We start from the raw sequence: 20,267 nt of genomic DNA, 5'->3' as shown, positions 1-20,267 counted from the left end.
TTCTACATAATTATAGCTGAATTCTTACTTTTTGTGAAGAAGTTTGCATTCTGAATGAATTATTTTTTGTCCTTCTAATGTATTTGTGTTAAATTATTAAAGTATATGTACATACGATATTGATTAATTTAAAAGGAGATAATCATGGAAAAAGTTCTTATTTTTGGTCATAAAAATCCTGATACAGACACAATTTGCTCAGCAATCGCTTATGCTGAATTAAAAAAAGCTCTTGGTATGGATGTGGAAGCGGTTCGATTAGGGGAAGTAAGTGGAGAAACACAATTTGCCCTTGATACGTTCAAAGCAGAAGCTCCTAGACTCGTTGAAACAGTTGCTGGTGAAGTAAACAGCGTTATCCTAGTTGACCACAACGAAAGGCAACAAAGTGTAAGTGATATTGAACAAGTTCGTGTTCTAGAAGTAATTGACCATCACCGTATTGCAAATTTCGAAACGAGCGATCCGCTTTACTACCGCTGTGAGCCAGTTGGTTGTACGGCAACTATTCTTAATAAGCTTTATAAAGAAAATAATGTTCAAATTCGTCCAGAGATTGCTGGTCTTATGCTTTCTGCAATTATCTCTGATTCATTATTATTCAAGTCTCCTACATGTACGGCTGAGGATGTAGCTGCAGCAAAAGAATTAGCTGAACTTGCTGGTGTTGATGCAGAGAGCTATGGATTGGACATGCTTAAGGCTGGCGCAGATTTAAGCGACAAATCCATTCAGCAGCTTGTATCCCTTGACGCAAAAGAATTCCAAATGGGAGCAAGTAAAGTAGAAATTGCCCAAGTGAATGCAGTAGATATTAACGATGTATACTCAAGACAAACTGAACTAGAAGAAACGTTATCAAACATCATTTCAGAAAAAGGTCTAGACCTTTTCTTATTTGTTGTAACAGATATCTTAACAAATGATTCAACAGCTCTTGCATTAGGAAATGCACGATCAGCCGTTGAAGAAGCATACGGTGTAACATTAGAAAATAACAAAGCCTTGTTAAAAGGTGTTGTATCACGTAAAAAACAAATCGTACCCGTTCTTACAGATCTATTCAATTCAAAAATGTAGGATGATTAGCGCAAACTTTAGAAGTTTGCGCTTTTTGTTAAAAAATATAACAAAATCGTGACTTTAAATCATTAAAGCGTTTACATCGCTCGATCTGAATGCTTGAGTCCATTGACAGATAAATGTTCGTTTTGTAAAATAATCAGAAAATTGATAATTGGGTAGGTGTTTTGAATGTTTCAAATTCTAGTAGCCGATGCAATAAATGAGGAAGGACTATCTCCCTTATTAGATTTTAATGAAGGAACTTTAATTCAGAAAAAAATTAATGATCCAGAAGTAGATTTAGAAAAAATTGATGCGCTTCTAGTTCGAAGTGCAACAACTGTTACAGAAGAACTGCTCAAAAAAATGCCTCAATTAAAAATTATTGCACGTGCTGGTGTTGGTGTCGACAACATCGACGTGAATGCTGCTACGAAACGAGGAATCATCGTCGTCAATGCTCCAGATGGAAATACCATTTCTACAGCTGAGCATACTTTTGCCATGATGGCCTCCTTAATGAGAAATATTCCACAAGCCCATCAATCGGTTAAAAATCTTGAGTGGAAACGAAATGCATTTATCGGAACTGAACTATATGGAAAAACTCTTGGTATCGTTGGTATGGGTCGAATTGGTTCTGAATTAGCTAAAAGAGCAAAAGTGTTCGGAATGAATGTAAAAGTTTACGATCCTTTCTTAACCAAAGAACGTGCTATAAAGCAAGGTGTTTCTCACGGTAGTTTGGATGAAGTATTGGCAGAAGCAGATATTATTACTGTTCACACTCCATTAACACCAGAAACTAAAGGACTTATTAACGAAGAAACATTAAGTAAAACGAAAAAAGGTGTATACTTCCTTAATTGTGCACGTGGGGGAATTATCGATGAACAAGCTTTGGCGAAGTTCGTTGGCAATGGTCATGTAGCAGGAGCTGCAATCGATGTATTTGAAGTAGAACCGCCTGGAGAACATCCATTGTTTAAGTTTGATAATGTGATCGTCACACCGCATCTAGGTGCGTCTACAAAGGAAGCTCAGCTTAATGTTGCTACACAGGTGGCTAAAGAAGTTCGTATGTATTTTGAAGGCAAACCGGTGTTAAACTCTATTAACCTACCAGCAATGTCTAAAGATATTTTTGAAAAGATAAAACCTTTCCACCAGTTATCTAAGCAAATAGGAACTATTTTGTCACAGTGCATGAAACAAGGAGTAAACGAAATCTCTATTACTTACTCTGGCACAGTAACTGACCTTGAAACATCTTACTTAACAAAAGCGGTCCTTTCTGGATTCTTTAAAAATAGAATAGACGTGAACGTCAATGAAGTAAATGCGTTACTAGCTGCCAAAGAAAGAGGAATTACCGTTGGTGAGAAAATATCAACGAATACTTATGGATATGCAAATAGCATCACTGTCACAGCTAAAACAGAAAACCATCAGTTTACGGTAAGAGGTACTTTCATTGACCATTATGGACCAAGAATTGTGTACTTAAATGACTTTGTTATCGACTTCCTACCTGAAGGCAATATGCTTTATATTCAGCATATGGACCGCCCAGGTGTCGTTGGTAGAGTGGGTAAAATCCTAGGTGATCAAGAGGTAAATATTGCAACCATGCAAGTCGGTAGAAAGCAAGCTGGGGGAGAAGCGATCATGGTTCTATCATTTGATAAGCCATTAAACGATCACCAGATCGCTACTCTAGCAGCGGTTGATGATATCGTATCGATTAATCGAATCAATCTATAAAAAAAGATCGGAGGTATATTCCTCCGATCTTTTTCTTATCCTAGTGGATGTATTTTACGTTCTCCTTTTGAGAACGTCATGATTTCTTTATATCCAACCTCTTTTGCAAGCACCAACGCCTGATCATAATCAGCACCAACATGCTCTGGAAAATGAGCATCAGATGACAATACGATTGGTATCTTTTTATCGAAACACATCTGCAATAATCGTTTGTCAGGATACAATTGACCAATGGGCTTACGTAAACCCGCTGTGCTAATTTCTACACAAGTTTTCGAATTCGCTAGTGCTGTTGTAGCCTTATCATATTGCTCTAGTAAAAACTCTTCTTCCTTCGGTATGTATTTAAAGATTTTTACTAAGTCCAAATGACCCACAATATCAAATAGATTTGACTCCGCTAATGTAACGACCTGTTGAAAGTAATTTCGATAGACTTCATGCAGATCACGCTTTTCCCATTCATGAATATATTCCTTTAAATCAATTCCAAAGTCATCTACCCAATGAATCGAACCAATTACATAATCGAAATCATAGCTTTTAATAAAAGCTTCCATTTCCGCATGTTTTCCAGGAGTGTAGTCCATTTCGATTGACATTTTTACATCAATCTCATGACTCCATGCCTCATGAAATAAATTCACATAGTCTTTCATATCATAGTATCTACGTTCATTTACCCATGGATTTTGAAGAATATCTGCTGTTTGATAGAAATGATACGCATGCTCAGAAATACCAAATTGGGCGATTCCCTTTGCCTTCGCCTCATCTGTAAATTTCTTTAAATAATCTAACGTTAATGTCCCTGTTTCCAAATGATTATGATAATCTGTTAACATCCAACCAGCCTCTTTTTGAATTTTCTTTCTATTATATACCGATTCAGTAACTGTCGCAATGACAATTCATATTATTCTAATTGCAATACTTGTCTTGGTACGATCATATCATTTTGTAATTGATTTACCTGTTTTAGCTGCTGGACTGACTTACCTGTTTTATGAGCAATGTCTTCAAGTGTATCGCCCTCTTGGACAACATATTTATTTGTATACGATTCGTCGATTGTTAGCGTTTGATTGACAACAATCGTATCGCTAGTAAGATGATTGGCAGACTTAATGGCATTTACATTAATATTGTATTTTTGAGCTATTGACGAAAGAGTTTCTCCGGTTTGTACGGTATGTGTAATGCTTGATTCAACTTTTTCCGCGGATAATACAACGCTTTCCTGCTCATCAATTTCATTATAAGTTTTTCCATGTCCTTCATATAGTCTAGTTTTGGCAACTGTCTCTAGTACACTAGAGTCTTCTTCCCTTTTTTGTACCGCTACTTCTTGTCCCACTTTTACCTCACCTAATGCTAACACTGGATTAACAGCATTTCTTTTATCAACCGTCCATTCGTTCAGATGAACTTCAAAGTGCAAGTGGACACCTGATGAGTCACCGGTGCTGCCCATTTCACCAAGCTGCTGACCTGCTGTTACCGGATCTCCAGCGTTCACAAACCTTGATTTTAAATGTGCATAAACCGTTTCAATATTATTTTGATGTTTAACAAATATAACATGTCCATATGAACCCGAATAGTAAGATTTAGTAACGACTCCGCCATCAACAGAGTAAATGGGTGTACCTAGAGAAGATGCTATGTCGATTCCTTTGTGGCTTCCTCTTCTTGTTCCATATGTATCGGTGATCATTCCATCAGCCGGCCAAATCCAGTCAGCGGTCTCCTGGCTAATATTCATACTTGCTTGAGAGTGTTTTCCTCCGAGAAATAGCAATGTGATACATAATGCCATTAAACCCGCAATCAAAAAACGTTTTATGTAATCTCGCATTTTTTTCCTCCTTGTTATTGTACTCTCCTTTCTCACTCTATGACAGCATGTCTAAAAAAAGACCTCTATCTAAAAAGTACAACTAAGGAAGCAGCCTCCTTTTATATATCCTCACTATTAAAAAGTGAGCGATTAATAAAAACACATTTGTTATTATTTGGACGAAGTGTTTTCTTTTATTCATGAAAAATAGAAAAAGATCAGCATCTTGTGCTGATCTCCTTTGTTTTAGTCGATAGATTTTTTGTTTGCTGCGATTGGTACTTGGATTTCTTCTTGTAATGAAAATCTGCCGACATGATTAATCGGTGCATTACTGAATTTTACTTTTTCATATCCAAAGCTCTTTACTGTTAAAAGAATGGCTTCAATTGATTGTGAGGTTTCAGGTGTATCCTCTATATTTATCCCTTTGTTTAACGTAATGTTTACAATTTTTTGAGTATCATCTATATCAACTGAATTGATTTGATCGACCAATAATGGTGCTCTTAGGTTGTGTGTATCAATATTTGTTTTCATTGCTTCAAAGGCATTTTCAATTGTAGAATATGATTCTGTATATGGAACAAGGTATGGTTTTGTTGATTCATTATTTGGATAATAAAAATAAAATGCGAGATTCGATTTCTTTTCTATTGATTTTTCAGTGAAAAAATCATGTCCTGTTGACATTCCTTTTTCTGTTTCATCTGTTGTAAAAACAGCTTTTTCTAAATTAAGGTCGAGTAGTATTTGCTGAATGGCTGCTACAAATGGAGTTCCAGCAGTTCCAAATTGATACGGATGATCTGCCGCAACATTGACATTCAATGTGCTATTATTCGTATCTATCGCTAAGTCTGCCTCTAACGGATAAAAATTATCTAGTCCCCATTCTTGTTCGTTAATGCTTGCCATTCCCTCTTCTAATTGAACCAATTGATCAACTTGGTCTGATGGTTCAATCAAGAAGCTAACAGGAATAATATTTTGAACTTGGCTATCTGGTATAGCTAACGTAAATACCTGCATGGCTCCTAAATCCTCAGCATAAACGGCAGTTGTTGAGTCTTCTATAGTTTGGAACGTAATATCATTCATATCATTTGAGTTTTCTTCGCTACCAACGTCCATTCTTGCTTCATTTTCGGTAGTAGATTCTTCCTTTTTTAATGAAGAATTTTGTTCAGTTACAGCTTCTTCTTGCAGGCTTTTATCTGCTGATTGGTTGAAGCTTGTTCCATCAAACAAATTAAAGGAGAGAATAGCTACTAATAATACAGCTGCTGCAGTTGCAAACGATGGAATAATCCACGTTTTACGCGGTCGTTCCTCTAGCTTTTTTGATATATTTTCGTATATGACATGAGGATCACGATGATCTTTAAGCTTTGGCATTTCGCGCAACCATTCTTCTAGTTGTTCATCACTTATCTTTTTCATCGATTCCCCTCCTTTTCTAATAGTTGTTGCATTTCCTTTTTCAGAACCTTTAACGCACGGTGTTGAGTGGTTTTTACTTTACTTTCGGTCCAACTTAAAGCTTCGGCGGTTTCGGTGATTGAAAGCTCCTGGATATACCTCATAATAATCACAATACGCTGATCAAATGTACAATGATCTAAGCATTGGTAAATATATTGATATTCTTCCCTTTGCATCGCAATCTCTTCCGGAATGGGTTGCATATCCTTTACTTGCTGCGTTGACCAATCAAATTTCTCAATGATTCTTTGCTTCCACCCTTTTTGCTTCCTGAACGAATCGATCGCAACATTTCTAGCAATAGAGAAAAGCCATGTCTTTTCACTACTCTTCCCTTCAAAGTTCTGATACGCTTTTAGAACCCTTATATATACTTCTTGAGCAAGATCCTCAGCTTGCTCTCGATTCTTAACCATATAAAACAAAAACTGAAATACGTCTTGATGATATTTCTCATACAACTCGTCAAAAATCGAGTTCACCGGGTTCCCCTCCCCGTTCATCTAATTAGTCGTTCTTTATGTATAGAAAGTTACACTTTAAATATATTATCTATCTAAATAAAAAGGAAGGATTTATTTTACTTAAATCCCTCCCATCATACACAATATTCAATAAAGCATGTTTCCCGTGAATCAAGAATTTTCGGCATTCTTTAGCAAATTATCCACTTATTCGAGGAATTTGGAAGCTAAATGTCGTTCCATGGTCTAATTTACTTTGCACCGTAATATCGCCTTTGTGGGCTTGAATAATATTCCGTGCAATCGCCAATCCTAATCCGGTACCAGATCTTCCTCTTGTTCTTGCTTTATCTGCTTTATAAAAACGCTCAAACACAAACGGGAGATCTTCTTCAGAAATCCCAGAACCTGAATCACTTACTTCCACATGGAAATTTTGATCATCGATTTTTGCAATTAACTTAACCGTTCCGCCTTCTGGTGTATGTCGAATCGCATTATCAATGAGATTGGTTAGAACCTGCTCAATACGGTCTGGATCCAACACAATGGTCGAGTATTTTAGATCCTGCTCGTAAAGTAGCTGAATTCCCTTTTCTTTTGCAAGCCCTTGAAACTTACGTATGATTCTTTGAATATAGGAGTCGATTTCAACATGATCAGTGGTTAGTTGAATATGTCCGGCCTCCATACGGGCAAGATCTAACAGTTCGTTCACTAGACGACCCATTCTTAGTGATTCATCGTAAATCACCCGTGCCATTTCTTTCTTTTCCTCTGTTGTTTCAGCAATATCATCCACTATCGCCTCACTATATCCCTGAAGCATAGAAATAGGCGTTCGCAGCTCGTGTGATACATTCGCAATAAAATCTTTCCTAAGCTTGTCAAGCTGTCTCTCTTCGGTCATATCTCGAACGACAGCCACTGCACCACGTATGAATGTATTGTTATAAAGAGGACTAACTATGACCACCCAATGACGACCTTGAAGGGAGAATTCGCCTACTTGTTCTTGTTCCATATCTACTGCCCATTGAAAAAGCTCCATCACATCCTGAGGAACCGCTTCTGCCTGAACAGATTTTCCTTCAAGTGTAAAATACCAATGCTGTAAAAAGCGTTCAGCAGGGGGGTTTGTGATTAATATTGTTCCATCCCTATTAAACGTAATGACTCCATCAGCCATACTACTTAAAATACTGGATAATTGTTCTTTTTCCTGACTTAAGGCATTCATATTAAACTTTAATTGCCTTCCCATCTGATTGAAGGCAGTCGCTAGCTCTCCTATTTCATCCCTTGTAAGAATAGGAACCTTCGTATCGAACTTTCCTCTTGCCGCCTCTACAACAGCCTCCCTCATTTTTCGTAGAGGGGCAGTGATACGAGTTAATAAGAAGAAAGCAAAGATAGTAGTTAAAACAATTGCAATTCCAGCAGCTAAGAGAATAAACTTCGTTGTTGATTCAGTTGTTTCTTGAAGAGCCTGTAATGATTGAAAAATATAAACGGCCCCGTTTTCTCCGTCTAGGTTTGCAATTGGTACTCCAATTATTAAAATACTTGAATCACCTTGTGTTTCAGAAAAAGGAATCTCGACTATTTTTTTTGATATTTCTTGCTGTTCCAGAACTTTGGATAACTCTACATCTTTTAGAAAGAAACTTACTGGCAGCTCTAATGATTCTGGGATATCTGGTGAGTAGAACGATTCATCTTCACTTTTAATCACCATGGCCCCTGTAACATCATCCAGTAGCTCCCATGAAATCTGTAAACCAATCTCTAGTTCCTGATCCTCTACAAAATGAGCCATATTTGAAGCGAGATTGGTCAAATTCCCCTCTGTTTCTTTTATATGATAATTCTCAAAAAACTCTAGTAACAATACCGTTAAGATAAATAGCACAAATGAGACGAGCAGGAGGATAGTGAACCATAGTTTCCCTACAACACTACGCCAAAACATTATTCATTGACTACTTCGAACTTATAGCCAACACCCCATACAGTTACAATCATTCTAGCCGCTTGCTCAGATACTTTGTTTAACTTTTCTCGCAAACGTTTTACATGGGTATCAACCGTTCGTAAGTCTCCAAAAAACTCGTAATGCCAAACCTCTTTAAGTAATTGTTCACGATCAAACACCTTATCTGGAGATTTAGCTAAGAAATATAATAACTCATATTCTTTTGGTGTTAGGCTCACTTCTTTTCCATCTGCTAAAACACGGTGTGCATCATTATCAATGGTTAAATGAGGGAAAACGATCACATCTTTAGCGGTTGTTTCTGTGTGTAGATAGCTTGTGCTAGATGAACGACGTAGAAGTGCTTTTACTCGTAATACAACCTCTCTTGGGCTAAATGGTTTGACAATATAGTCGTCTGTGCCCACTTCAAATCCTTGGACACGGTTGACTTCTTCACCTTTTGCCGTAAGCATAATAACAGGAGTTGCCTTCTTTTCACGTAGTTCACGACAAACCTCAATACCATCCTTACCAGGCATCATTAAGTCAAGAAGGATAACATCATAGTCATTGCTTATCGCCTTCGTCAAGGCTTCATTCCCATCTTCTGCCTCATCAATCATATAATTTTCACGCTCTAAGTACATTTTTAATAAACGGCGAATTCTTTCCTCGTCATCTACAACTAGAATCTTAACATCCTTTTCCATTAAACAATCCCCCTAGATTTTATTTACATAAGTATGTTTTGAAAACAGCCCTCACAAAAAGTGAAGGGCTATCCGAAATCTTTCTTTTTAGGATCCTGCGTAAGAATGAAGCCCTGCAATCACAAGATTGACAGCAACTAAATTAAACATAATAATAATAAATCCAATAACAGCTAACCACGCAGATTTTTCTCCATGCCATCCTTTAGAGAGACGAAGATGTAAAAATGCTGCATAAAAAAGCCAAGTAATGAGTGCCCAAACCTCTTTAGGATCCCATCCCCAAAAACGGGTCCAAGCGATTTGTGCCCAGATCATTGCAAAAATAAGACCACCTAATGTAAACACTGGAAAACCGATTAACACTGAACGGTAGCTGATTTCATCTACTAAGTCTAGATTAATATTTTTTGTAAATGGTTTCAATGCTGCTCCAATTCTTTTTCTTAAGACTAAGCGGAAAAGACCATATAGTAGGATACCCGCAACAAATGACCAAATAACCGTATTTAGCTTTTTCGCATTGATAATACCTGGTACTGAGACAAGTGGTTCCAATTTCCCGTCTGTTAGAAGTTCTCCTTGATTTGGACCAACTAGAGCTGGCAAATGGTACTCAACTTTTGCTTCATTGTCATTTTTATCAACCCAATTAAATTCTGCCTTATAATCAGCAAAGGAAAATGCTGATACAACGATGACAAATCCCAATGTAGCGATTAATCCATACATGACAACCTCTAACCAGGTAGTACTTTTACTATTTTTAGTTTGATCAATCACTTTTACTAAATAAATTAATGCGGCTCCAAAGCTAACGGCTAATATCGCTTCACCTAAAGCCACAGTAGTTACATGTATATGAAGCCAATCACTTTGTAAAGCTGGAATAAGTGGTGAAATATCTGTTGGGAACATACTTGCAAATGCAATCACCAATAGGGCAATTGGCATTGTAAATAACCCTAATAAAGGTGTCTTATAGATAAAATAGATGATGATAAAAGCACCAACTAAACACATTCCAAAAAAGGTCGTAAATTCAAATAGATTACTCACTGGAGCGTGTCCCGCAATTGACCATCTTGTAAAAAAGAAACCAAGCTGTGCAACAAATCCAACAATGGAAAGGACGATCCCAAAATTGGCCCACTTGCCACTATTTTGTTGATGATCTAAGTTTTTCTTTTGCTTTATTGCACCTCCAAAAAACGGAATAGAAAGTAAGTAAAATATAAACGCAATATATAATAGATTCTCACTAAGAGTGATCAATCTTTTTCCCCCTCGTCCACCTGGTTTTCCTTCAATTGGTCCAGCGGTTCTTGTATTTCTGTCCCCGCAAGAACCAGCTGTATTTCTCTTTTCAGTCCAAACCAGTTTTTATTCGTATGTGCTGCTACCCAAACCTCGTCACCTTTACGCTGAATCCATATGCGACGATGGTTCCAATAAGCTCCTTGAACTACACCAATCATGAAGATCAACCCGCCTAGTCCAATGACCCATAGAGTTAAGTCTTTACGCACGGTGAGACCAGTTACATCCTTTGTTTCAATTCCATTGAAGGCCATCTTGTATTCATTATCCCCTAGAGGTTCAATCGTTTGCTGAATGGCAACGAAACTAACTTCTCCTTCAGGTTTTTCTGGTGAATACATCTTAAATACGAAAGCTGGATTATTTGGAACTCTTGACTTTGTTGTAGGATTTCCATCTTCACCAAATTCAAAGTCTGGGAAGTAACTCATTAGTTCAACTGAGTAACCGTTATCAAGTTCATACATTTTCTCCGGGTCGTTCAAATTAATAGTAATATCACCAAAAGTTTCCCCTGTAGTCTTATTTGTTAGTAAAAATGACATTTCAGATAATTCATCGAGTTTATAATTGACCTGATAAAGAGCAAACTTTTCAAACTTTAGCGGTTCATTCACTCGAATACTACTAGATTCAACTTCCTCTAGTTCAGGTTCCTCACCTGCTACCGTATTTCCCTTTGTCTTATATAGTATGACATCAGATTGATAGTTTTTTGCAACCATTCCTGCACTATCTAAAGCATCACCGAATGCTTCATTATCCGTTTCCTTATCATACACCTCTAACTTAAAATCCACATTCTTTAGGTAATATTGTCCATCTGTCTCTGGAATCACTTTTGTTTCCCCTTCTCGGAGCCAAAGAATTTCATCAATGTACATTCCTGGAACAAATCGGAGCATACTACCAATGAGAAAGATGATTAATCCTACATGATTTACATAAGGACCCCATCTAGAGAAACGTCCTTTTTCAGCTAAAATATTCCCTTCATCTTCACGGATGTTATAGCGTTTCTTTTTTAATTGTTCTTTTACTGATTCATAGGAATCTTCACTTATTGCAATGCTTGTCGTTCCAAATATTCTTTGTCTTTGTAAAAAGCTCTCATGTCGAATGACTCTTTGTTTCTTTAATGCTCTATATAAGGGCACCACGCGATCAAGACTACAAATAACCAGTGAAACCCCGATCGCTGCAATTAATAATAGATACCACCATGAGCTATATAAATTATGAAAACCAAGATCATAATACAATCTACCAAACCAACCGTATTGGTCCTCATAATAATCAGCAACAGGCATAATATTTGGAATATACATCTCTTGAGGTAAAATGGTTCCTAACGAAGAAGCAATAAGTGTCACAATAATAAGCCATACCCCTACTTTTACCGATGAGAAAAAGTTCCAAACCTTATCAATCATTGATTTATTATATGTTTGTGACCTTCTTGCACTTCCTTCGTACCGCATGTCTATTACGGGTTCTGCTGTAATTTGAGTTCCATCCTCTATGATTTTCCCACATGCCTCACAGAGGATTGTGCCATGTGGATTAACATGACCACAATCACATTTTACTTGATTCATTGCAAAATCTCCTCATACCCTATGGTTTTATCTTCTCCATCATCTCTGTAACATCAGCCTCAGCAATGATCTGCCCCTTATGTATTTCTACCACATTTCCTTGTTTATCAATGAGAAACGTAATTGGAAGAGGATCTACTCCATAAGCTGTCATTACTTGACCGTCTTTGTCAGTAACAATTGGAAATTGCAAATCATATCGTTTAGAAAAATCAGAAACAGCAACATTAGATTCCCCAATATTTACTGCAATAACTTGTACCCCTTGATCTTTATATGCTTGATATTGGCTATTTAAAAACGGCATTTCTTTCTCACAAGGCTTACACCAAGTTGCCCAAAAATTTAACAGCACACCTTCTCCTTCATACTCGGAAAGCTGATGTTTTTCCCCATCAAGATCAGTAAGAACAAAGTCAGGTGCTTTTTTCCCTACCTCGACCTTTTGTACCTCATCCTTAGTAAAATTGGCGTATAGTGTATAGGCAACCGCAGCGCCAAGAAGCAGTAGAATGACCGTTCTTATTAGCAGCCTCTGCTTTTTCATATGGTTCCTCCCCCATTCACAGTCAAATTGCACAATTTGCTTTATTATATCATTTTTCAACATACTCATATTGTTATCGCTATCAAAAGACTGTGACACTTCTATGAACTTTTTATTTTTTTAGTGCAAGTGTACGTAATTGTTTTACTTCATGAGGAGAAAGCTCTCGAGCATCGCCCACTTTTAATCCTTGAAGAGTCAGAAAACCATAACGCTCTCTTTTTAGCTTTAGAACAGGATTCCCTACAGCTTCAAACATTCTTCTAACCTGTCTGTTTCTTCCTTCATGGATGGTAATCTCAACAATCGCAGTTTGTTTTTTCTTGTCGACAGTATGCATTTTCACTTTTGCAGGAGCGGTTTTCCCATCCTCTAGACGAACCCCTCTTTCAAGAGCCTTCAATGCTTCCCTTGTAGGAATACCTTTTACCTTTGCCACATACACTTTATCGATTTGGTTACTAGGATGCATTAGTGTATTAGCAAATTCACCATCATTCGTTAAAATTAATAGACCAGATGTATCATAATCTAATCTTCCAACTGGATAAATTCTTTGTTCAATCATTGGGAAAAAATCTGTTACTACTTTTCTCCCTTTATCATCGTTAACACTCGAGATTACTCCCCTAGGTTTATAAAGCATAAAGTAGATCGGTTCTTCTCTTTCTAAAGGAATTCCATCCACTTCTACTTTATCTGAAGAAGAAACCTTTACTCCAAGCTCTTTTACAACCTTCCCATTCACTCGAACATGTCCTTCTTCAATTAATTGTTCTGCTTTTCTTCTTGACGCAATCCCTGCGTGTGCGATTACTTTCTGTAATCTTTCCATATATGTCACCTCATAATGTGTGTTTCCTGTAGTGTTTACTCCTCTAGCATTATGACATATATTTTCATGATTTCAAAGTAACCTGTACGAAATAACAAGTGTAAAAAAAGATACTCCCCACATAATGTGAAGAGTATCCTCGTTTTAATTAGTATCCAAATACAATTGTAACTACAACAATGGCAGCGATAATTCCTACCAAATCAGCCAGAAGCCCAACTTTTAAGGCATCCCCCATCTTTTTGATTCCTACAGCACCAAAATAAACGGTTAACACATAGAAGGTAGTATCCGTACTTCCTTGTAAAGTGGCTGCTAATCTACCAATATATGAGTCAGGCCCATGCTGTGCCATTAAATCACTCGTCATCCCTAGTGCAGCTGTTCCAGAGATTGGTCGAATAATGGCTAGAGGGGCTATTTCAGGAGGTACACCGATTGCTTCAAGGACTGGTTTTAGAAAACCCATGAAATACTCCAACGCACCTGATGCACGAAAAACGGAAATAGCTACTAGCATTCCAACTAAAAAGGGAATGATTGAGACGGCTATTTTAATTCCTTCTTTTCCGCCTTCTACAAAGCTTTCATATGTAGGAACTTGTTTATATGTTCCATATAAGAGAATAACAGCAATCAATACGGGGATAAACCATAATGAAATAGCTGTAACGATACCCATTTTCTACATCATCCTTTACGGCTTCTTCGGTAGTAATAAAAACGATCAATAAGGATTGCACCAATGGAGGAACATATAGTTGCAATTAAGGTTGGACCGACTATATCCGTAGGTGAGGCTGAATTATAGTTCATCCGAATAGCGATTACCGTCGTTGGAATGAGCGTGATACTTGAAGTATTAATGGCAAGAAATGTAATCATGGAACGGCTTGCTTCATTCTTACCTCCATTTATTTTTTTCATTTCTTCCATTGCTTTAATACCAAGAGGAGTAGCTGCATTTCCTAGTCCAAACATATTTGCCATCATATTTGAAAGGATATATCCCATTGCTGGGTGATTATGAGGAATTTCTGGAAACAATCTTGTAATAATAGGCCTAAATAAATTTGATAATTTTTTTAGTAGTCCTGCATCTTCCGCTATCCTCATCATTCCAAGCCAAAACACAAGAATACTAATGAGACCAATACATAGTGTAACTGCTTCCTTGGCTCCATTAAATATAGCTTCGTTCACCTCAGACATCGTTCCATTAACCATTGCAAATACAATTCCAATTACGGTTAAGCAAACCCATATAATATTAACCATTAGCTTTCACGCCTATCATCGTAGTAAATACTTTCTTAAAAGTTTCAAAATAGCTCGTTTCTTTTTTTTCATTGTTATAATAAATTGGCATCGTTTTAATTGGCTGATCATCGAAGGTAATGATTAGTTCCCCGATTACTTCAGGAATATTTCTTTCACTCTTAAGTTGTTTTAATTTATACTCAAGCTCAAATTCATCTTTTTCTGTTTCTAATACAGGGTACTGAAAGTCGTGTTTGACCAAAGCTTTATTCTTATACTTGTCTGATTGAATTCCAGAAATGAACCCCTTTTCAACAACTTGTACCATTTCATACGTTTTAAAAGCTGTTTCGAACATATTAATATGATCATTCCAATCGTCCGGCCCGTTCAATGTAACAGCGATTAAATCCATTCCATCCTTCGTAGCAGTGGACACTAATGTGCGTTTTGCTAGCTTTGTAAAGCCTGTTTTTCCACCTGTACTAAAGTCATATAACTCTGTTAGCAAACGATTCTTGTTACGCCATACCCGGTCCCAGCTTTCACTAGGATTAGGGGCTCTGTGTACTTCTGTTCCTGCAATCAATTTATAAGTATCATTCATCATTGCATATCTTGTTAAAATAGCCATATCATATGCTGTTGAATAATGATCATTCGAATCATCTAAGCCATGTGGATTGGTAAAGTGAGAATGTAACATGCCGATCTCATCTGCTTTTTGATTCATTAAGAACGCAAACCCCTCCACACTGCCTCCGATATACTCAGCTATCGCAACCGCAGCGTCATTGCCTGAGCGAAGCATTAAACCGTACACTAAATCTTCTAGCTTGATTTCTTCATTCTCCTTTAGATATAGAGAAGATCCTTCTGCTCTAGTCGCATTTTTACTCACTTTTACCATCTCATTTAGTTTTCCTGACTCGATGGCAAGAACAGCTGTCATAATCTTTGTGATACTGGCAATTCGCCTTTTTTCATGTGCACCCTTTTCAAATAATACTCTCCCTGAGCTTTGTTCAATAAGAACAGCATATTGTGAGCTAACATTGATATTCGTGTTGGCACTTACTGGAATATGAAAAAGAATCAAAAAGGTGATCATTATTAACACAAATACCTTTTTACTTCTAGCCATTCTTCAACCCTCGTCTCCTAGTTATGTTTGTACAAGTTTATGCTTGATAAAAATGAATATGCCAAAAAGAGTCCACCAGCATAAAAGCGGTGAACTCTCCTTTTTACAATAGTTTCCATTTAATTTGTGATGCTTGTGAAAGTCTCTCCTCCACTTTTCTCCAATTCACCACGTTCCACCAATTAGAGACGTAATCTGCTCGATTATTGTTATATTGCAAATAATATGCGTGTTCCCACACATCTAAAGGCAGGAGTGGAATCGTATCCCATTGCGTCAAATTCATATGTTTTTCTGATTGAAGGATTTCTAGATGGCGTGTTCTTGGTGACCACACTAAAATAGCCCATCCACTTCCTTCCACAGCTTTTGCTGCTTCTGTAAAATGCTTTTTAAAAGCATTAAAATTGCCAAAATATTTGTTGATCTCCTCTAGTAGCTTTCCTGTCGGCTGCCCCCCTCCATTCGGTTTCATCGTTTCCCAGAAGAGACTGTGTAAGTAATGTCCCGATCCATGAAAGGCTAGCTCTCTTGACCAATGCTTTACTAACGAATAATCACTCTTTTCTCGAGCTTCCTTAAGCTTGACCTCCGCTTTATTCATTCCATCAACATAGGATTGATGATGCTTACTATGATGTAACTCCATAATCTTTTCAGAAATATAAGGTTCCAACGCATCATACCTATAAGGTAGTTTTGGCAAAACATGCTCTCCTGCTTTTAAGGAAGGTTCCTGCAAATAAATGGATCCTATCTGTTGCCTCTTTAAAAAATATGCTTCCATTTCATCATGTAATTCTTCAACTTTTTCTTGAACAGTCGTAAATTCTTCCTGAGTTAAATCTCCGCTCCGCGTAATATGATTCATAATTTCACTAAAATGATCAAGCTTACTCCATAATCCATCTTCCTCTGGAACATGTTCTTGCTCTAGAAATTGTTTAAGCTCTTCGTTGTAGCTGATAACATCCTTAACATACTGTTCAAACCGATTCATTATCATCACCTCAGAACAATTGGGTTTACCTTAAAGCATATGAGAGGATTGCCTGGTTGACACCATTTTGAATGGAAAGCACAAAAAAATAACGACCAATTGGTCGTTATTTCGATTGTGTCATTTTTGTTCGATAATCTGTTTCGTAATACTCTAGCTCTTCACGTATCTTCTGGAATTCCCCTTCAAACCCTTTTAGTAGCTGAAGAATACTATCAGGAACGTCTTCTTGAAATTTGATTGAGTTCTTACCCGTATAAGCGGATCGGCTATCTTCGTACCACACATCATTTTTTGGTGAGAAAAATTCTTCAATACATTTATGATAAATTCTATAAAGCGTCTTTTCAGCTGCTCCTTTTGGAAAAGACTCTGACTGTAAAATCACTGCACAAGCATCTAATCCCTCTTCACAATATACAAGTAGCTTTCTTAAATTACCTAAGATTCGTTTATAATATTCTTTATCGCCTTGTTTTTCTGACAATAGCCCATCTATCGTTGTACTGTTTAAGAAAGACTCTAAACCTGTTACTGTATTTGTTAAAAAAGACTTTACGTCCATTACTTGAACTTTCACCATTGAATTACCCACGGTCTACACCCCTACCCTTTGTAATAACTCTGAATGTTTGGTTTATTGGATAACTAATTTTATGCTTGCACTGTAAATTCCAATAGTGAAGGAAGCTGGCAAGCCTGATTACTTTTAACCTTTTTAACAACTTCAATAATCTTTTCAAAATCAATGTCTTGAAAATAAGCAGCAAATTCATTCTGATTATTTATATACACTCTTTTACGATGTCTAAAACCTGGATTTTTAATTAATAATACGAGGGAAACTATATCCATTAAATGAATTTCTAGCCCATCCTCTTGAAAGATCGGATTCGCTGAAAATGGAGTGAACTCATTCAACTTCTCCTCAAAAAAACGGACATAAAGAACAGCTAGAGTTTTCTCTGTATTCTCTTCTTCAAAAATCACTTCGCTTCGGTTGAAAAAATCCTCCGAAGTGTTAGATTTTTCTTTTTCCAGCTCATACCCTGCACAGCTTTTTATTAACACGTTCATACATCCCTTTCTTACCTCCTAAAGAGGCAGGTGCAAATTGTGTTAAAAATGCTCCCTAATAGAAGCATTTCTCTGAAAATTAATTATATTTTATCACAAATAATGAATATATGCGTAAGAAAACTTATGATTCCAGATTTTCTTGGAATTTCTCGAAAAACAAGTCTGCTTCTTCTTGTACAAACTCATCATCCACTTTCTCTGGCAATGGAGGCAGCTCCTCTAAACTCCTTAAACCAAAATAATCTAAAAATTCTTTTGTTGTACCATAAAGGATTGCCCTGCCAGTTCCTTCCGCTCTCCCAACTTCCTTTACAAGTACTTTTCCAACCAGTGTTTGTAATGGTCGCTCGGTCTTTACTCCTCGAATTTCTTCTATTTCTGCTCTAGTGATTGGCTGCTTATAAGCGATAATAGCCAACGTCTCTAATGCAGCCTGTGAGAGGGTTGAAGTACTTGGTGATTCAACCAGTTTCTTTAAGTAAATGGAATTCTCCTTTTTTGTTGCGAGCTGATAGGTACCAGCCAGTTGAACAACCCCTATTCCTCGATTTTCATTTTTAGAAAGCTCATCCATTAAATCTCTGACAATTCGTTCCGCTTCGACCTCTTCGATTTCAAGGACCACTGAAATTTGCTTTATTGTTAAGCCTTCATCCCCTGCAGCAAACAAGAGACTCTCCACTATTCCATTCCAATTTATAATATCCAATGACGTTCTTATACTCCCTTCGCAATAACATAAATCTCAGAAAAATTACTTTCTTGCTCTACAAATATTTCTTTCCTTTTCATTAACTCTAGTATAGAAAGAAAAGTTACGACAATATAATCCTTCTCTTGGATAGGAAATAAATCATAAAAGCTAACTCTTCCTTTCACTTTACGCAGCTTCCCCATGATTTCAGCCATTCGTTTTTCAATAGGGATTTCTTGTCTTGCAATCTTAGTAGATAACGGTTTTTGAAGTCTTTTTCTTCGCAAGAGCTTTTGAAAAGCACCAAGCATATCGTACAACGATACGTCGAGGTTTCTTCTGTCTGTTTCCTCCTCTTTCGAATAATCCGAAAGATCGCTCGGTGGCTTTGTGAATATTAGTCCTCTCTCCTGCTCTAAAGTCTTTAAATCGTCAGCTGCTTCTTTATATTTTTTGTATTCCATTAGTTTTTCAATTAATTCTTCTCTCGGGTCTTCTTCGTAACCAAATTCCATATCTTCTTCAAGCTCTTCCTCATGTTTGGGAAGTAGCATCTTACTTTTAATGGCTAGCAAAGTGGCTGCCATGACCAAATACTCACTTGCTACATCTAACTGTAGCTCCTTCATTGTGTGGATATATAGTAAATATTGCTCTGTAATTTGTGCTACCGGTATATCATAAATATCAATTTCTAGTCGATTAATGAGGTGCAGTAATAAATCTAACGGTCCCTCAAATGCATCGATCTTCACATTATAGTGCATAATCCCACCAAAATTTCTTTCTTAATTTCTTAAAATAACTATACTTAGTATAGAGGAAAGATTGGGTTAATCCAAGATTCTTTCTGAAAGTTTGTTCCTATTTCTTCACGTAAGCAACATGAAAAGCGTATAGATAGAAAACATGGTAAAATTAAGTAGTGAAAGGAGCGTATCTATGTTTACGACAGATTTCATTAATTATTTAGTTCATTTTCATAGTGACAGAGATTATTTTGAATGTCACGAGATTCTAGAAGAACACTGGAAGGATGTAGATGCGCGTAATAAGGAATCTATTTTAGTTGGATGGATTCAACTGGCAGTCAGTCAATATCATCACCGTCGAGGAAATTTTGCTGGAGCTTTGCGAACGATCCAAAAAGCATTATCAATACTAACCGTCCATAAACAGTTAATCAAAGAATACGGTATTGATGAGGATAAGCTACTTGAGACCATTTTAAGAAAAAAGGAAGAGATTGAGCGTACACTTCCTTATAGAAGCATGAACCTTCCTTTTTCTGATGCTTCATTATTAAGCGCTTGCGAGCATCAAGCCGAAAAAGCTGGTCTAATTTGGGGTGTTGATAGCGATTTAACAAACAGTGATATTATTCATCGGCACTCGATCAGAGATCGTTCAGAGGTCATCCAGAGCAGATTGCACGCATTAAATAAAAAAAAAGGAAGCAGTGACTAATCACTGTTTCCTT

General features: G+C 36.9%; 21 protein-coding genes. 3 read left to right on the top strand and 18 right to left on the bottom strand.

All coding sequences use genetic code 11. From position 1 onward, the window contains the following. Positions 1-144: 144 nt before the first annotated feature. Together ACQ5H4_RS00330 and serA are read left to right on the top strand one after the other, a co-directional pair. Positions 145-1,080 (top strand): manganese-dependent inorganic pyrophosphatase, encoded by a 936-nt coding sequence (locus ACQ5H4_RS00330; RefSeq protein WP_430772977.1) that lies wholly within the window; start codon positions 145-147, stop codon positions 1,078-1,080. 174 nt (positions 1,081-1,254) lie between these two features. Next, positions 1,255-2,829, top strand: a complete 1,575-nt coding sequence (gene serA, locus ACQ5H4_RS00325) for a phosphoglycerate dehydrogenase (RefSeq protein ID WP_430772976.1) — start codon at positions 1,255-1,257, stop codon at positions 2,827-2,829. 35 nt (positions 2,830-2,864) lie between these two features. Here the strand turns inward: serA and ACQ5H4_RS00320 are convergent, their stop codons facing one another. The 18 genes from ACQ5H4_RS00320 to ACQ5H4_RS00235 all read right to left on the bottom strand — a co-directional run bounded on the left by ACQ5H4_RS00320 (position 2,865) and on the right by ACQ5H4_RS00235 (position 19,554). Then, positions 2,865-3,677 (bottom strand): histidinol-phosphatase, encoded by an 813-nt coding sequence (locus ACQ5H4_RS00320; RefSeq protein WP_430772975.1) that lies wholly within the window; start codon positions 3,675-3,677, stop codon positions 2,865-2,867. 71 nt (positions 3,678-3,748) lie between these two features. Further along, positions 3,749-4,690, bottom strand: a complete 942-nt coding sequence (locus ACQ5H4_RS00315) for a peptidoglycan DD-metalloendopeptidase family protein (RefSeq protein ID WP_430772973.1) — start codon at positions 4,688-4,690, stop codon at positions 3,749-3,751. Between the two features lie 228 nt (positions 4,691-4,918). Beyond that, positions 4,919-6,115, bottom strand: coding sequence for a hypothetical protein (locus ACQ5H4_RS00310; RefSeq protein ID WP_430772972.1), 1,197 nt, complete (start codon positions 6,113-6,115; stop codon positions 4,919-4,921). Further along, positions 6,112-6,639, bottom strand: a complete 528-nt coding sequence (gene sigX / locus ACQ5H4_RS00305) for an RNA polymerase sigma factor SigX (protein ID WP_430772971.1) — start codon at positions 6,637-6,639, stop codon at positions 6,112-6,114. The genes ACQ5H4_RS00310 and sigX overlap by 4 nt, the downstream gene beginning before the upstream one ends. A 181-nt stretch (positions 6,640-6,820) precedes the next feature. After that, positions 6,821-8,596: an ATP-binding protein gene (locus ACQ5H4_RS00300; RefSeq protein WP_430773532.1), complete on the bottom strand. Its 1,776-nt coding sequence runs from the start codon at positions 8,594-8,596 to the stop codon at positions 6,821-6,823. After that, complete coding sequence (locus ACQ5H4_RS00295) at positions 8,593-9,309, bottom strand: response regulator transcription factor (protein WP_430772970.1); 717 nt, start codon at positions 9,307-9,309, stop codon at positions 8,593-8,595. Before ACQ5H4_RS00295 ends, ACQ5H4_RS00300 begins: the two co-directional genes overlap by 4 nt. Before the next feature lie 87 nt (positions 9,310-9,396). Beyond that, on the bottom strand, positions 9,397-10,584 hold the full coding sequence (ccsB, locus tag ACQ5H4_RS00290) for a c-type cytochrome biogenesis protein CcsB (RefSeq protein ID WP_430772969.1): 1,188 nt from the start codon (positions 10,582-10,584) through the stop codon (positions 9,397-9,399). Further along, on the bottom strand, positions 10,581-12,227 hold the full coding sequence (gene resB / locus ACQ5H4_RS00285; RefSeq protein WP_430772967.1) for a cytochrome c biogenesis protein ResB: 1,647 nt from the start codon (positions 12,225-12,227) through the stop codon (positions 10,581-10,583). The genes ccsB and resB overlap by 4 nt, the downstream gene beginning before the upstream one ends. Positions 12,228-12,246: 19 nt before the next feature. Then, positions 12,247-12,774 carry a thiol-disulfide oxidoreductase ResA gene (gene resA / locus ACQ5H4_RS00280; RefSeq protein ID WP_430772966.1) on the bottom strand — a complete coding sequence of 176 codons (528 nt, stop codon included), beginning with the start codon at positions 12,772-12,774 and terminating at the stop codon, positions 12,247-12,249. Positions 12,775-12,886: 112 nt separating this feature from the next. Then, positions 12,887-13,609, bottom strand: coding sequence for a 23S rRNA pseudouridine(2605) synthase RluB (rluB, locus tag ACQ5H4_RS00275; RefSeq protein ID WP_430772965.1), 723 nt, complete (start codon positions 13,607-13,609; stop codon positions 12,887-12,889). A gap of 148 nt (positions 13,610-13,757) precedes the next feature. Beyond that, entirely contained in the window at positions 13,758-14,291 is a 534-nt protein-coding gene (locus tag ACQ5H4_RS00270; RefSeq protein WP_119708990.1) for a spore maturation protein, read from the bottom strand. Between the two features lie 8 nt (positions 14,292-14,299). Further along, a complete protein-coding gene (locus ACQ5H4_RS00265) occupies positions 14,300-14,887 on the bottom strand; it encodes a nucleoside recognition domain-containing protein (protein ID WP_430772964.1) in 588 nt (195 codons plus the stop codon). Further along, complete coding sequence (locus ACQ5H4_RS00260; protein WP_430772963.1) at positions 14,880-16,013, bottom strand: D-alanyl-D-alanine carboxypeptidase family protein; 1,134 nt, start codon at positions 16,011-16,013, stop codon at positions 14,880-14,882. Before ACQ5H4_RS00260 ends, ACQ5H4_RS00265 begins: the two co-directional genes overlap by 8 nt. 103 nt (positions 16,014-16,116) lie before the next feature. Further along, positions 16,117-17,013: a superoxide dismutase gene (locus ACQ5H4_RS00255; RefSeq protein WP_430772962.1), complete on the bottom strand. Its 897-nt coding sequence runs from the start codon at positions 17,011-17,013 to the stop codon at positions 16,117-16,119. A gap of 106 nt (positions 17,014-17,119) precedes the next feature. Beyond that, positions 17,120-17,608 carry a YpuI family protein gene (locus ACQ5H4_RS00250; protein WP_430772961.1) on the bottom strand — a complete coding sequence of 163 codons (489 nt, stop codon included), beginning with the start codon at positions 17,606-17,608 and terminating at the stop codon, positions 17,120-17,122. A gap of 59 nt (positions 17,609-17,667) precedes the next feature. Then, entirely contained in the window at positions 17,668-18,090 is a 423-nt protein-coding gene (locus ACQ5H4_RS00245) for a hypothetical protein (RefSeq protein WP_430772960.1), read from the bottom strand. Between the two features lie 124 nt (positions 18,091-18,214). After that, complete coding sequence (gene scpB / locus ACQ5H4_RS00240; RefSeq protein ID WP_430772959.1) at positions 18,215-18,802, bottom strand: SMC-Scp complex subunit ScpB; 588 nt, start codon at positions 18,800-18,802, stop codon at positions 18,215-18,217. An 8-nt stretch (positions 18,803-18,810) separates the two neighbouring features. Then, positions 18,811-19,554, bottom strand: a complete 744-nt coding sequence (locus ACQ5H4_RS00235) for a segregation/condensation protein A (protein WP_430772958.1) — start codon at positions 19,552-19,554, stop codon at positions 18,811-18,813. Positions 19,555-19,729: 175 nt separating this feature from the next. Here ACQ5H4_RS00235 and ACQ5H4_RS00230 point away from each other — a divergent pair, with 175 nt between their 5' ends. Then, a complete protein-coding gene (locus ACQ5H4_RS00230; protein ID WP_430772957.1) occupies positions 19,730-20,254 on the top strand; it encodes a DUF309 domain-containing protein in 525 nt (174 codons plus the stop codon). Positions 20,255-20,267 lie beyond the last annotated feature (13 nt).

The sequence above is a fragment of the Bacillus coreaensis genome (genome assembly GCF_050586445.1).
Taxonomy (GTDB): domain Bacteria; phylum Bacillota; class Bacilli; order Bacillales; family Cytobacillaceae; genus Robertmurraya_A; species Robertmurraya_A coreaensis.
Note: the sequence above shows the minus strand (reverse complement) of the source record. Positions and strands in the feature narration are given on the sequence as shown.

Excerpts from the sequence above, each read along its gene's own strand:
- resB (WP_430772967.1), bottom strand. The coding sequence starts at position 12,227 with ATGAATCAAGTAAAATGTGATTGTGGTCATGTTAATCCACATGGCACA.
- ACQ5H4_RS00320 (WP_430772975.1), bottom strand. The coding sequence starts at position 3,677 with ATGTTAACAGATTATCATAATCATTTGGAAACAGGGACATTAACGTTA.
- ACQ5H4_RS00265 (WP_430772964.1), bottom strand. The coding sequence starts at position 14,887 with ATGGTTAATATTATATGGGTTTGCTTAACCGTAATTGGAATTGTATTT.
- rluB (WP_430772965.1), bottom strand. The coding sequence starts at position 13,609 with ATGGAAAGATTACAGAAAGTAATCGCACACGCAGGGATTGCGTCAAGA.
- ACQ5H4_RS00260 (WP_430772963.1), bottom strand. The coding sequence starts at position 16,013 with ATGGCTAGAAGTAAAAAGGTATTTGTGTTAATAATGATCACCTTTTTG.
- serA (WP_430772976.1), top strand. The coding sequence starts at position 1,255 with ATGTTTCAAATTCTAGTAGCCGATGCAATAAATGAGGAAGGACTATCT.
- ACQ5H4_RS00270 (WP_119708990.1), bottom strand. The coding sequence starts at position 14,291 with ATGGGTATCGTTACAGCTATTTCATTATGGTTTATCCCCGTATTGATT.
- ACQ5H4_RS00295 (WP_430772970.1), bottom strand. The coding sequence starts at position 9,309 with ATGGAAAAGGATGTTAAGATTCTAGTTGTAGATGACGAGGAAAGAATT.
- ACQ5H4_RS00235 (WP_430772958.1), bottom strand. The coding sequence starts at position 19,554 with ATGCACTATAATGTGAAGATCGATGCATTTGAGGGACCGTTAGATTTA.
- ACQ5H4_RS00230 (WP_430772957.1), top strand. The coding sequence starts at position 19,730 with ATGTTTACGACAGATTTCATTAATTATTTAGTTCATTTTCATAGTGAC.
- ACQ5H4_RS00255 (WP_430772962.1), bottom strand. The coding sequence starts at position 17,013 with ATGAATCGGTTTGAACAGTATGTTAAGGATGTTATCAGCTACAACGAA.
- ACQ5H4_RS00315 (WP_430772973.1), bottom strand. The coding sequence starts at position 4,690 with ATGCGAGATTACATAAAACGTTTTTTGATTGCGGGTTTAATGGCATTA.
- ACQ5H4_RS00330 (WP_430772977.1), top strand. The coding sequence starts at position 145 with ATGGAAAAAGTTCTTATTTTTGGTCATAAAAATCCTGATACAGACACA.
- ACQ5H4_RS00245 (WP_430772960.1), bottom strand. The coding sequence starts at position 18,090 with ATGAACGTGTTAATAAAAAGCTGTGCAGGGTATGAGCTGGAAAAAGAA.
- resA (WP_430772966.1), bottom strand. The coding sequence starts at position 12,774 with ATGAAAAAGCAGAGGCTGCTAATAAGAACGGTCATTCTACTGCTTCTT.
- ACQ5H4_RS00310 (WP_430772972.1), bottom strand. The coding sequence starts at position 6,115 with ATGAAAAAGATAAGTGATGAACAACTAGAAGAATGGTTGCGCGAAATG.